This is a genomic window from Nostoc sp. FACHB-110, assembly GCF_014697425.1.
Lineage (GTDB): Bacteria > Cyanobacteriota > Cyanobacteriia > Cyanobacteriales > Nostocaceae > Nostoc_B.
Window position 1 is genome coordinate 32,845 of sequence record NZ_JACJRU010000055.1, and the last position, 13,331, is coordinate 46,175.

The 13,331-nt window shown below is 41.2% G+C and carries 7 protein-coding genes, 3 pseudogenes and 1 CRISPR repeat array; of the genes and pseudogenes, 6 read left to right on the top strand and 4 right to left on the bottom strand.

Annotation, left to right across the window (positions count from 1 at the left end; genetic code table 11):
* Window positions 1–43: 43 nt before the first annotated feature.
* Entirely contained in the window at window positions 44–1,867 is a 1,824-nt protein-coding gene (locus H6G69_RS30390) for a vanadium-dependent haloperoxidase (RefSeq protein ID WP_190692925.1), read from the bottom strand.
* A 602-nt stretch (window positions 1,868–2,469) separates the two neighbouring features.
* Here H6G69_RS30390 and H6G69_RS30395 point away from each other — a divergent pair.
* The 5 genes and pseudogenes from H6G69_RS30395 to H6G69_RS30415 form a co-directional block, all read left to right on the top strand.
* Window positions 2,470–2,826 (top strand): low molecular weight protein tyrosine phosphatase family protein, encoded by a 357-nt coding sequence (locus tag H6G69_RS30395; RefSeq protein WP_190692927.1) that lies wholly within the window; start codon window positions 2,470–2,472, stop codon window positions 2,824–2,826.
* Window positions 2,827–2,839: 13 nt separating this feature from the next.
* Window positions 2,840–3,076, top strand: a pseudogene (locus tag H6G69_RS30400) (filamentous hemagglutinin); the annotation flags it as partial.
* Window positions 3,077–3,161: 85 nt separating this feature from the next.
* A complete protein-coding gene (locus H6G69_RS30405; protein ID WP_190692931.1) occupies window positions 3,162–5,639 on the top strand; it encodes an S-layer family protein in 2,478 nt (825 codons plus the stop codon).
* Window positions 5,640–5,704: 65 nt separating this feature from the next.
* The gene (locus tag H6G69_RS30410) at window positions 5,705–8,311 is read left to right on the top strand and encodes an S-layer family protein (RefSeq protein WP_190692932.1); all 2,607 of its coding nucleotides are present in this window, start codon (window positions 5,705–5,707) and stop codon (window positions 8,309–8,311) included.
* A gap of 339 nt (window positions 8,312–8,650) precedes the next feature.
* Window positions 8,651–9,419: a CRISPR direct-repeat array (repeat unit 37 nt; unit sequence GTTTCCAAACATAATTTCCCCGCAAGGGGACTGAAAC).
* Window positions 9,420–9,440: 21 nt separating this feature from the next.
* Window positions 9,441–9,527: pseudogene (locus H6G69_RS30415) on the top strand (4Fe-4S binding protein); the annotation flags it as partial.
* Between the two features lie 64 nt (window positions 9,528–9,591).
* Here the strand turns inward: H6G69_RS30415 and H6G69_RS30420 are convergent.
* Together H6G69_RS30420 and H6G69_RS30425 are read right to left on the bottom strand one after the other, a co-directional pair.
* Entirely contained in the window at window positions 9,592–10,929 is a 1,338-nt protein-coding gene (locus tag H6G69_RS30420; protein ID WP_190692934.1) for an NAD(P)/FAD-dependent oxidoreductase, read from the bottom strand.
* Window positions 10,930–11,188: 259 nt separating this feature from the next.
* The gene (locus H6G69_RS30425) at window positions 11,189–12,193 is read right to left on the bottom strand and encodes an SDR family oxidoreductase (RefSeq protein WP_190692937.1); all 1,005 of its coding nucleotides are present in this window, start codon (window positions 12,191–12,193) and stop codon (window positions 11,189–11,191) included.
* 90 nt (window positions 12,194–12,283) lie between these two features.
* Between H6G69_RS30425 and H6G69_RS30430 the strand changes: the two genes are divergently transcribed.
* A complete protein-coding gene (locus tag H6G69_RS30430; protein WP_190692939.1) occupies window positions 12,284–12,982 on the top strand; it encodes a TetR/AcrR family transcriptional regulator in 699 nt (232 codons plus the stop codon).
* A 148-nt stretch (window positions 12,983–13,130) separates the two neighbouring features.
* Here H6G69_RS30430 and H6G69_RS30435 read toward each other — a convergent pair.
* Window positions 13,131–13,331 (bottom strand): annotated as a pseudogene (locus tag H6G69_RS30435) (photosystem II q(b) protein); the annotation flags it as partial.

Genomic DNA, 13,331 nt, shown 5'->3' on the forward strand with positions numbered 1-13,331 from the left:
AAGATGATTTGCGGCATTGTTACACAAGCGCACAGGCATAAGATTAGACAGTAATCTTTGTGCCGTCAAATTTGGTGAAGGTAAAACCTTTAAATGCTTCGTTGTAACCTAGTCTTTCGTCTCTGAGTAGGCTAATCGCTACCTCTTCACCCAAAGCTAAACCAGCAGCACCATCAGTACGCCAATGGATACCGCCATGACCACGACCAATAGCATAATTAGTGGCTAGTTTATTTAATTCACCTCCCACAGTTAATGCCGGGCCGTTGTAAGAAATCAGCTTGGTTGGATCTTGGGGATCAGGGATGACTGGATTGGGAATGATGTGATTCTCGTCAAAGAAAGCCTTCAATAATGTTACACTTACACCTGCGATCGATGCTGCACCACCACTATATGAAGAATGAAGCGGCGAGGCTTCTGGATAAGCCTGAGGTAATAAATAAGTGCCAAAAGTACTGTATGTCTGCTCCAAAGCTTTAGATTTGAACAACTCAGGATGAATGGGATATTGAGTTTTATTGACAAGATTGTTATAAACTAGCCCACCATAAGCTTCTGGACGCAAAATGCGATGGACATAATATTTTTGCCAGTATGAGGCTCTGATGGCACGAGACGTGCCTAAGTTAAGTAAAGCTTGCAAATGTCCAACGGCAAATGTAGCACTAGAACCAACTTGCGTTTTGGAATTTACATAAGGATTACCTGGATTTAAAGGTGCGCCAATCCCACCATTAATTAAAGGATCGCTCAAACTTACTGGCGCACTCAGAAGTAAAGAAGCTCCATAATATAAAGCACCACCAATATGAGCAAACTCTCCAAGGTCGCGCACAGTGGAAATATAACGACGCTTAGGATCGTACTGAATCGCTCTACCAGAACTACCGCCATTTTGAACAGTCAGCCATTCGTTGAAGTCAGTCAGAAAATCATTACCAGGTAAAGCAGTCCGAATTACCCCCAAAATATACTGAGTTCCCCAAGGAATATTCCGCAAGAGAAATTGGGAAATGTAGGGGCCATCTAATACACCTGGAGGTGTCACCGATTTTGCTGTTTTACCTGAACGGTCAGCAGGATCGACATAGTTGACGCTACCGCGAAATAGAGTTTGCGGGGTGACAAGACCATTCACTTTTGGCCCGTCAAATGCCGAAAGCTTATTTAAATCTTCCACAGCTGCCGAAACTTTGGGATTATCAGTGTTATTTTCCAGCTTGGATAAAGGCACATCACGCAGTAAAGCTTGCCAATAGAGTTCAACAGCTTCTGCCGCGCGTGCAGCACTAGCTAAAGCTGGTGGTGCTGGTATGCCAATCTGAGCCGCATTAATCCCTTCTAAGCTAATTGCCAAAGGCCCTTGAGGGTTAACTAGCTTTCTTGTACCACCCAAAATGATCTTTTCATAGTCGTTGGGGTCTTGAGTGGTTAAAGCTTTGGTCAAAGATTTGTATGCGTCTAGATTGACTTCGCCCCTTTGGTCGTGGGGTAATCCTCTACTATCACTACCAATTTTGTTGCTATAACGCGCTTCATCACCATTTGTTGGATGTGGTGGAATGGGAAAACTCCGTTCTAGTCGTGCTGCTTCTACGCGTACTCGATAGGCTTTATTCACAAACCTTTCATAATCGAAGCGTCCGACTATATCTCTATCTCTGTCTCTAGCTTCAGCTATCCCTTCTTTCTTCCAACCAGAAAAGGTAGAACCCATCACACCAGCAACTACACTAGTAGCAGTCAACATAGTGGTGCGATTGAGAAATGAACGTCTGCTGAAACGACCTTTGAATGAACGACGGATTGGAGAATGTTGACTATCGTTTTGAGTTTGATTAGCTGCGTCAGATTCAAATAACATGAAATTTCTCCTGAGTAAAAAGGTCAAGGTCAAACTTGGCTAGAAGTAACTGACTGGAGACATTACTTAGCCATAGTGCGTGTTAGTAAGAAAATACTAGCTGCTTGCGATGTATGCAGAATTTTAACTACTAAAAATCGATAGATTTACCGTAGATAAGGATTAAATTAGAATTTCTCACAAATCAGTCAGAAAAGCAATAGACAATTAAAAAAGGCAGGCGTAGACACAAAAGTTTGGGTCAGACATCTCTTCGTTAAACAAGCTAAGAAGCAAAAAAGAGGTTATTATCACACCATTTGACAAAATTACAGGTCACAATTAATTCGGAAATGCCAGAGACTAAGTTATACCAATTAGCAATTCGTAATTCGTAATGATGCGACGCTCGTTCCTCGCTAACGCTATTAAGAAATCTAGCTCCAGTAAGACTTCCCTGATTGCTATCTGCCGCATTCTTTTTTCAAATTGGTATTACCATATTTTTTAATCACAATTTAGTAGCTAATTGACTAACATAAACCTGTTTCTTTACTTACAGATTTTGTTGGTAAAAAAGCTCAAATACTATAGAATTCCTAAACTAATGTATAATATTGTTAATGAAAAAATTATTGTTTATCTGTAGCCAAAATCGCTTACGTAGCCCAACAGCCGAAGCTGTATTTTCAGATTATGAAGGTTTAGAAGCTGAGTCAGCCGGACTAGATAAAGAGGCCGTCATCCCTTTATGTAGTGAAGCACTTGAGTGGGCAGATATCATTTTTGTCATGGAGAAATCCCATCGCCGTAAGCTATCTCAGAGGTTTCAACCTTGGCTGAAAAACAAGCGAGTAGTTTGTCTAGATATTCCTGATGAATATGAGTATATGGAGCCGACTTTAATAGAATTACTCAAGCAAAAGGTACTACCTTTACTGAGAACCTTACCATTAATGCTGCTGATTTTAGCGAAGTGACCGGAGAAAATTCATACCGCAAAATCCGATGCAGCAAGTTTGGAGCGATCGCACTTGGTCTGATACTCGGGACATCTCTGCATTCCATCAAACACAACCAGCACCAGCCCAAATCTCTAAATCACCGCAAACACTGATTCCTGCTACTTCCTGGCGACGTAACGCCTTTGGCAAAATTGAGCTTGTTGCAGCTAAATCTTCTTCGCCGATGCCATCCGCCTTAACCTGTGCTGCTACACCTCAAAATTAATTAACTTGACAAATTCAATGTTATATAAGCTACTGGTAAGGGAAATATATATACGTAATAAAAGATAAAATTAAGATATTGTTTCATGAAATTTACTTTTGTTGGGTTTGCCGTTTTTGGTGCAATCTGCATCTCTACCGTTGGCGATTGTGGTGTTCATGCACAAGTCACTCCTGATGGGACTCTGCAAACGGATGTGAGTAGTAGTTACAGCATTACGGGAGGCACTCGTATTGGCAACAATTTATTTCATAGCTTTAATCAGTTCTCTGTCCTGACAGGTAGTTCTGCATCATTTGATAATGATATTACTGTAGAAAACATTTTTAGTCGGGTGACTGGTGGTAATATTTCTTATATTGATGGTGAAATCAGTGCCAAGGGTAATGCCAACTTATTTTTAATCAACCCAGCCGGGATTATCTTTGGCAAAAATGCCAGCTTAAATATTGGTGGTTCATTTGTGGGAACGACAGCCAATAGCATTAAATTTGCTGATGGAACAGAATTTAGTGCTGTGCAAAATGCGGGTACACCTTTGCTGACAATGAGTGTACCCATCGGTTTACAAATGGGGGGAAGTTCAGGAAATATTCGGGTTGAAGGTTCAGGTAATAGTAATAATGTCAAACGTATCGGAATTTCCCTACTTAATATCACAACCCCAACTACAGGATTACAGGTAAAATCTGGCAATACACTGTCTTTAGTCGGGGATAATGTCACTCTAGATGGTGGTTTACTGATCGCCAACTCTGGCAAGGTTGAATTAGGAGCGTTAACTAATGGAGAATGGTTGCTAGGAGAAAACAATCAACTTGCAACTGTGAGTATGACTCCAACTACAAAATTTGGGGATATTCAACTTCGTACTGGTTCACTAGTGAATGTAAGTGGTATCAATGCAGGCTCCATACAGTTAAATGGTGCAAACATTACATTGCAAGATGGTTCAGTAATTGTTGGGCAGAACTTAGGTCAGCAGCTTAGTGGAAACATCCAAATCATTGGTAGTGAATCACTCTTAATTACTGGTGCTACATCTATTCTCCCCAGCCAAATTGCAACTCAAGCTTTGGGTTTGGGTAAAGGTGGTGACATCAATATTTCTGCACCTCAAGTCATACTGCAAAATGGTGGGATTGTCGCTGCCAATACTTTCACCACGGCCTCTAGTGGTACAGTCAGCATTAATGCCCCACTTTCTGTTCAACTCACAGGAATTTCCTCATTCGACCCCTCTGCGCTGAGTGCATTTGCTACTACAACCTTTAATCAGGGTAACGCTGGTTCACTTACCCTCTCAACAGGCAAACTGACTGTTCGAGGTGGCGCACAAATTACCTCTACAACTTTAGGATCTGGTAATGCAGGTCAAGTGACTGTGAATGCAACTAACTTGATTGATTTGGCTGGAAGGTCTTCTGCATCTAATAGTGCGATTGTCTCAACTTCCTTTGGCGCAGGGGGTGGTGGAACCACCATCGTCAATACACCTAAACTCCGACTCAAAGATGGTGGTGCTATTATTACCACGGCTTTTTCTAGTGGTGATGCTGGAAAAATCATCATTAATACCGAAGATTCTATTGAGATGATAAATTCTCAACAGCTAGACTTGAGTCTTGCTAATAGTAGTTTCGTTAATAGCCAGATAACTTCTAGTGTTACTGCTGCACCTGCTATACTCCGACGAATTTTGGGACTTCCTGAAAAAGCAACCGGTAGTGCCGGATCTATATTGATCAAAACCTCGACATTAAACATAGATAAAGGTACTGTCATTTCTGTGGAAAATCGCCAAACCGGCCAAGGGGGACAGCTAGAAATCTCTGCGGATCTTGTGACGTTGAAGAATAGCTCCAGAATTAGTGCCTTAACAACATCAGGGAATGGCGGTAATATCAACCTTTATATTCAGAAAGCTCTATTATTACGTCAGGGTAGTCAAATTTCAACCACAGCAGGAGACTTGGGAAATGGCGGTAATATCACCATCAATTCTCCAATTATTGTGGGATTAGAAAATAGCGATATTATTGCTAATGCTGTCGGAGGTCGTGGAGGCAATATTAATATCACAACTCAAGGCATTATCGGGCTGGAATATCGCAACACCCTCACGCCTAGAACAGATTTGACCAATGATATTACAGCCAGTTCTGCATTTAGTGTCAATGGCACAGTCGAAATTAATAATGTTGGTGTTGACCCCAATTCGGGTTTAGTGGAATTACCAGGAAACTTTACTGATTCATCACAAAAGATTGCTAGTGGTTGTACTGCCAATACTGGTAGTAGTTTTGTCGCCATCGGCAGGGGTGGGATACCGCAAAATCCGACACAGGATATAGTGAGCGATCGCACTTGGTCTGATACTCGGGACATCTCTGCATTCCATCAAACACAACCAGCACCAGCCCAAATCTCGAAATTACCGCAAACACTGATTCCCGCTACTTCCTGGCGACGTAACGCCTTTGGCAAAATCGAATTAATTGCCCATCAATCTTCGACTCAGGTACAAACAGCCTTAACCTGTGCGGCTACACCTCAAAATTAATTAACGTTATAAAACTTACCAGACCGGGAAGAATAAATACGGTATAAAAAATCAGAAATCTGTTAATGAAAGTAGCTTTTGCTGGGTTTGGCTGTCTCAGTGCAATCTGCATCTGGACTTTTTGTAGCAATGGTGTTCACGCACAAGTAACTTCTGATAACACTTTCAAAACGGTTGTAGAAAGTGCTACTAATAGTTACACTATCAAGTATGGCACTCGTGTTGGCAACAATTTATTTCATAGCTTTAGTCAATTCTCCATCCCTACAAATAGTTCTGCATCATTTGACAATGTTACTGACATTCAAAACATTTTTAGTCGGGTAACTGGTGGTAATATTTCTAACATAGATGGTTCTATCAGTGCCAATGGTAAAGCCAACTTATTCTTACTCAACCCTGCCGGCATTATTTTTGGTAAAAATGCCAGTTTAAGTATTGGTGGTTCCTTTATCGGGACAACTGCCAATAGCATTAAATTTGATGATGGCAACGTGTTCAGCACTGACAGAACTCAATCTCCTGTTTTAACCATGAAGGTACCGATTGGTTTGCAACTGGGAAACAATGCCGGAGCCATCCAAGTACAGGGAAAACTAGAAGTTCCTACTGGTAAAACTTTGGCTTTGGTTGGTAGTCAAATTGATCTGACAAAAGCCAGCCTGATAGCTCCCAATGGGTGGGTGGAATTGTGGGCGGGGCGAAATGCTGACATTAAGATGGACAATCCAACTGGATGGCAATTGGCAAGTTCTACGGCTACGGCTGACTGGGGTACGATAAGTTTGCAGCAAGATTCATTAGTCGATGCAAGTGGAATTAATGGTGGGGAAATCTACGTACAAGGAAGGGGATTGACTTTAAAGGATGGGTCAAGTATTCAGTCTAATACTTCGTCTGGCCAGGGTAGGGGAATTACTGTCAAGACCACAGAATTTGTTGACCTATTGGGATCTTCTAGCCCAGGACAAATTGGTCGTGGTTTGGGAACATTGATAAATAGTGGAGCAACAGGCCGAGCTGGAGATATAAAGATTGAAACCAAGTACTTACGAATGACTAATGGAGCTAGGCTTCAATCTACAACCTCTGGCAATAACTCTAGATCGGGAGATATAAAGATCCAAGCTACAGATATAGAACTTTTTGGAGCAAACCCATTTGCGACTCCTTTTGGCGTTTACTTACCTACTGACATTACTACAATAATTCAGGGTGGCAACAATAATCAGGCTGGCAGCATTACCATTGAGGCTGCTCGAATTCGTACTGTGAATGGTGGTGTAATCAGTTCTGACATTTTAAACATTGTGAACCGTAAATTAACCGCTACGGGCAGAACTGGCAATATTTCAATCCGGGCTACCGAGAGTTTTGAAATTGCAGGTGGAACACCAACGTTGCGTTCTGGAGTTACGACTTCAGTACAGCCATCGGGAGTAGGTCAAGCAGGAAATATCACCATTGAGACTGGACAGTTACGACTCAGCAATGGGGGAGCCATCCGCAGTACCTTAGCGGGAAATGGTACTGCTGGAAATATCATTATCCAAGCTAAAGATGTGGCTGTCAGTGACCCAATAATCGAGCCTTTGAGTCAGCTAGTCAGTGGCATCAATACTTCTGTGGGTAAAAATATAGTTGGTTCAGGTGGCACAATCAACTTAACCGCAGATAACTTAAAAGTCTTCAACGGTGGTCAAATTACTTCCTCAACACAAGGTCAGGGAAGTGCTGGCAGTATTAACTTACAAGTGAAAAATCTTGATATACAGGGTTTATCTCAACCCTTAAGTAATGGTCAAATTTTACCTAGTAGCATGACTGCATCTTCAGTAACTAACTTTGCAGCAGGTTCTGTAAATATTCAAGCCGATACTGTGCGCGTGCAAGACCATGCTCAAATCACCGTCAGTAATATAGGTACAGGCGATGCCGGAAATCTCAATCTCAATGCTCGCCAGATTTTCTTAAAGAATGGCGCTAGTCTACGTTCCGAAGTCAATGGAGGCGGTCAAGGGAATATTCAACTGCAAGCGAAAGATGTGTTGTTGCTGCGATATGGCAGTAAAATTAGTGCCAATGCCAGTGGTAATTCTACCGGAGGTAACATTAATATCAATGCACCCATCATCGTTGGTTTAGAAGACAGCGATATTATTGCCAATGCAGTTCAAGGTCGTGGCGGCAATATTCTCATCACAACTCAGGGAATTATCGGTTTAGAATATCGTTCCCAACTGACACCAGAAAATGATATAACTGCCAGCTCGCAGTTTGGGGTGAATGGGATAGTCGCAGTCAATAATGTTGGTGTTGACCCCAATTCGGGTTTAGTAGAATTGCCAGCAAATGTTACTGATAAATCGCAGCAAATAGCTAATACTTGTGATGGCAATCAAGGTAGTAGTTTTGTCGCTACAGGACGCGGTGGAATACCCCAAAATCCAACACAGGATATTAGTAGCGATCGCACTTGGTCAGATACCCGCAATCTAACTGCATTTTACACCACAAAACCAGCACAAGCCCAAATACCAAAATCTCCAGAAAGACTTGTCCAAGCTACCTCCTGGCGACGTAACCCTCAAGGCAAAATCGAATTAGTTGCCAATCAATCTTCCACTCAAGAACAACAAGCATTAACTTGTACAGCCAGTTTGTTAAGGTAAAAACTAGCTCTGAAGGCTTTAGTATTAATTTTTCAGGTGTACAAGCGGAGAGAGGCTAGAAACTAGAAAAATATACATCATGTAAAAAACTCGACAATCATAAATAATCATTTTATGATTAGATGATTAGCTTGATGTTTGTCAAACCGAAGCGGGGTCAAAAACCCTGGGGGATTTGCCAAAATCGCCAGAACCTTGACAAAAGAATAATTACAGCGTTTCAAGAATTGGAAAAGTTGAGAAAATCTCTCAATTAGAGCGGCTGAAATCGACCTATTTTTGAGATTCGTCAAATCGCTTCCCAGGAAGCTTGCTCTAGTTAAGTTTCAGCACCGAGCAGTTTCCAAACATAATTTCCCCGCAAGGGGACTGAAACAAAAATTACCTCGCGTTGTTGCAAGCAACCGAGGCGTTTCCAAACATAATTTCCCCGCAAGGGGACTGAAACAACAGATAGTGTGCCAATTATCGCTATGGTTTGGCGGTTTCCAAACATAATTTCCCCGCAAGGGGACTGAAACTTGCTTAATAGCTCTTGCACAATACTATCTATGTTGTGTTTCCAAACATAATTTCCCCGCAAGGGGACTGAAACGATTTACTTCACTTTGAGACAAAATAGAGTTTTGTGTTTCCAAACATAATTTCCCCGCAAGGGGACTGAAACATTTGTTGCATTAGAGTTAGCAGTTGACTGTACTTGAGTTTCCAAACATAATTTCCCCGCAAGGGGACTGAAACTGGACTACAGTCATTCAACTTTGACGAGAACTGTAGTAACGGTTTCCAAACATAATTTCCCCGCAAGGGGACTGAAACCTTAAATATTCATACCGGGAAACAGGAACATCGCGTTTCCAAACATAATTTCCCCGCAAGGGGACTGAAACAAGCAAACTTAGACCAAAGCCTAAGACCTATTTCAGTTTCCAAACATAATTTCCCCGCAAGGGGACTGAAACCAGTAAATCCCAAGCCAATATTGCAGCACCTTGGGTTTCCAAACATAATTTCCCCGCAAGGGGACTGAAACTAAAATAACTGCCATTAGTATCTTTATGAAGTTTTGTTGTTTCCAAACATAATTTCCCCGCAAGGGGACTGAAATCGATCGCAGCATCAAAGCATCAATCATCAGTATTGTATTGGCTGTCAAGCTTGCGCTAGAACTTGTCCGAAAAATTGTTACACCCATAGTCCACTCGAACAAAATTAAGATAGTTTTTTGGCAGCTTGACAAGCAAACAATAACAGAGAATTATTCTAGGCTAACTTTTAGCTTAGGCATCCAATAAAGGACTACTATTTTTAACAGTTTGTGGTTCTGTAAAAGCTTCTCGGCCTGTAATCAATCTAGAGCGACGATTACGAGTAATATAGTTCCAAGCCCACTGAAACACTACTAATAATTTAGTGTCAAACTCAATTAAGAAATAGATGTGAACCACTAGCCAAAATACCCAAGCGAGGAAACCTGTAAGTTTGAGAAAGCCTAAATCTACAACAGCTAAATTTTGCCCAATCATCGCCAAACTACCTACGTCACTGTAATGAAACTGTGGTAGAGTACGACCTCTCAAGCGTCGTTTAATCAGTTTAGCTACATACTCGCCTTGTTGTTTGGCGACAGGTGCAACACCAGGTAAGGGTTTGATAGCTTGATGAGAGAAGTTAGCTAAATCTCCAATGACAAAAATGTTTTTATAGTCCCTGATAGTTAAGTCTGGTTCTACAATTACACGTCCGGCATGATCGCAGTCTACACCTGTACGTTCTGCTAAAATTTGCCCCATTGTGGAACCTTTGACACCAGCCGCCCACAATATAGTTTTTGAGTGAATTGCGCTAACTTCACCGCCTTGCTTAAAAGTAACAATGTCATTTTCGAGGTTTGTCACCCGGGTATTAGTGTGAATATTTACACCTAACTCTTGCAAAGATAATCTTGCTTCTTCTGATAAATCGGGAGCCATGTGTGGGAGAATGCGATCGCCACCTTGCAATAATATGATTTTGGTTTCTGAGGTGTCGATGCTGCGGAAATCTTCTTTCAGAGTTTTATATGCTAACTCAGCGATCGCTCCTGCTAATTCTACTCCTGTAGGGCCGCCACCCACAATCACAAATGTCAACCAAGCACTACGCTTTTCAGGATCAGTTTCTTTCTCTGCGGCTTCAAATGCACCAAATATCCGGCGGCGCATTTCAATCGCATCTTCTACCGTTTTTAAGCCAGGAGCAAGGTCTTTCCAATGCTCTTTACCAAAATAAGAATGGTTTGCACCTGTAGCGACAATTAAGGTGTCATAGGGTATTACTTGATTACCCATCATCACCTTTTGTGCTTTTGGGTCAATATCGCTGACTTCCCCGAGTAGAACTTGTGTATTCTTACTTTTGCTGAAAACAGCCCGTAATGGTGAAGAAATGTCACCCGGTGATAGCGTACCTGTGGCAACTTGATATAACAACGGCTGAAATAGATGAAAGTTTCGTTTATCAATCAGAGTAACATTTACATTAGCATGAGCAAGATGTTTCGCTGTGTATAGTCCTCCAAAGCCACCACCAATGACGACAACCTGATGTGGTACGTTCTTCTCAACTGAATCTGTCATAAAACAATATTTCCTTCTGTTAAGAGAATTGTGACTTTTCTTAACAAAGATGTAACGAAATTATAAACAGTTTGCAGTTTATTTAGAACAATTTAAAAAATCCGAAAAGTAGCCAAAGTTAACAATTGCAGTATCACACCTCGCCAAACAGTCTCCCCTAAAGGTGATTAGTCATTAGTCGTTAAGATTAAACAAGAACCAAGAAAAATGACTAATCACAACCTCAAACAGAAAATGTGTAACTTGAACTCACAGCAGTTTACAAATAGCCGTGAGACTGATACCAAAGAACTGTATCTTTCAATGTATGTGTAAAAGGACGAAAAGTTATTCCCAATTCTTGGATAGCTTTAGCGGAACTTAGGTTAGCTTTTTCCAATAAAGTTTGAATCCCAGCTAATGGCATAGGGTTGATTCTACCTGTCGAACGCGCCCAGAATTCTAGTAACCATGCAATTGAAAGTGCAACTTTATCAGGAATTTCTATTCTTGGAGCTTTTACCCCTGAAATAGCTTCCAATTCTATAGCAATCTCTTTAATAGTTTTCAATGAACCCGCTACAATGTAACGCTCTCCGCGTTTTCCTAGTTCAGCAGCACTAATCATAGCTGCGGCGACATCTCGAACATCAGTCAATGAAGCGCCACCATCGATTGTTCCAGGTAACTTACTTGTTAAAATATCTAACACCAATTGCCCCGCAGAAGTTGGTGCAGCATCACCAGGCCCCATCATCCAGCCAGGCAAAATCATGACCACATCCATTTGACTGGTTTCTAAAAACCGATAAATTTCACATTCTGCCAAAATCTTAGTTTTGAAATAGAGATTCTTTTCAGCGAACTGACTATAAGGTGCAGCTTCAGTCGCAGCCTTATCTGGATAAGTTTGGATAACCCCACTGGATGATGTGAAAACCGTTCTTGCTACTCCTTGCATCTCTGCTGCTTGCAAAAGTTTTATCGTCGCATCGACATTGATGCGCTTCATCTGATTCCAGTCACTACCCGGTTGATAATACTCTCGAAAAAAGGCTGCTGTGTGAAACACCACATCTACTCCTTTTAATGCAGGAGCAAAAGCAGACACATTCTCTATATCACCCTGAATAAACTGAACCTGACTATCAGGATGAAAACGTTGAGCCTTATCTATAGACCTCGCTAGCCCTTTAACTTGCCATCCCTGTGCCAATAGTAATTGGCATAAATTACTACCCAGTAGACCTGTTGCTCCCGTCACAAATGCTGTTTTACCATTCATGAGATTTATCTCCTGGTGATTGTATTACTTGTAGATTTAGCCTGAACTTTGTTAGTGTGAGTCATTACTCACTTTCTTATTAGGCAGTATATGAGCAAAAGCTCACATAGTCAATCTCCAAATCATCAAACAGTAAACTCACCAGTTTCCGAGGAGGGTCATGCAAAATCTCAGACAGCACGTCGCAGTCCTTCAGGCAAACGTGGTCAGCAACGCCGTGATTTAATCTTAGATACTGCTGCTGATTTATTAGCAGATGGAGGAACCGAAGCCATCAATACAAATGTCTTAGCCGAACGTGCTGGTATTTCAGTTGGTTCGGTATACCAATATTTCTCTAATAAAGAAGCAATCTTAAATGCTTTAGGAGAGCGATATATGCAGCAATTGAGTAGTAATACCTTAGCCGCTTTACAGCAAGATGTTTCCGGCCTAGATTTTTCTACTATAGTTGATCGGGTAATTGATCCAATGATTGCCTTTGAACGCAAACATCCAGCCTTTAGACATCTTAATGCTGGACAAGAAGGACAAACAACTCTAACTCAGGCGGCTCAACGGGTTGATCAAGAAATACTCACAACTATATATGATTTACTTTTAAGGGTTAATCCTAATCTCAATCCTATCCAGGGTCAAAAAATTGCTAGGGTGACGAAAGCTATTTATAAAGGCATAAGTTATCTGATTGGACAGGAAAAAGAAATTGAAAAAGAAGGTGTAAATTTTGAAATTATGATTGCTGAAATGAAACAAATGATGACAGATTATCTTCAAAAGAATTTATAGCAAAGTAACAGAAAATAAGGTCGAAAACCCATGATTTTTAATATTTTATGATTGGACTTTATAGTTTTACATACCTTAAAATAAAAGACACCCTCTTTCAAAGAGAGTGTCTTTTATTTTATTGAAACTATTGCTTGGTTAGTTAGAATTAACCATTGATAACAGGAGCAGAGATAGCAACAGGAGCTTGCTCGCCGCTAGCCAAATCTAAGGGGAAGTTGTGAGCATTGCGCTCGTGCATGACTTCCATACCCAAGTTAGCACGGTTGATGATATCAGCCCAGGTGTTAATGACACGACCTTGAGAATCAATCACAGATTGGTTGAAGTTGAAACCGTTCAAGTTGAA

Excerpts from the sequence above, each read along its gene's own strand:
- H6G69_RS30390 (WP_190692925.1), bottom strand. The coding sequence starts at position 1,867 with ATGTTATTTGAATCTGACGCAGCTAATCAAACTCAAAACGATAGTCAA.
- H6G69_RS30395 (WP_190692927.1), top strand. The coding sequence starts at position 2,470 with ATGAAAAAATTATTGTTTATCTGTAGCCAAAATCGCTTACGTAGCCCA.
- H6G69_RS30405 (WP_190692931.1), top strand. The coding sequence starts at position 3,162 with ATGAAATTTACTTTTGTTGGGTTTGCCGTTTTTGGTGCAATCTGCATC.
- H6G69_RS30410 (WP_190692932.1), top strand. The coding sequence starts at position 5,705 with ATGAAAGTAGCTTTTGCTGGGTTTGGCTGTCTCAGTGCAATCTGCATC.
- H6G69_RS30420 (WP_190692934.1), bottom strand. The coding sequence starts at position 10,929 with ATGACAGATTCAGTTGAGAAGAACGTACCACATCAGGTTGTCGTCATT.
- H6G69_RS30425 (WP_190692937.1), bottom strand. The coding sequence starts at position 12,193 with ATGAATGGTAAAACAGCATTTGTGACGGGAGCAACAGGTCTACTGGGT.
- H6G69_RS30430 (WP_190692939.1), top strand. The coding sequence starts at position 12,284 with ATGAGCAAAAGCTCACATAGTCAATCTCCAAATCATCAAACAGTAAAC.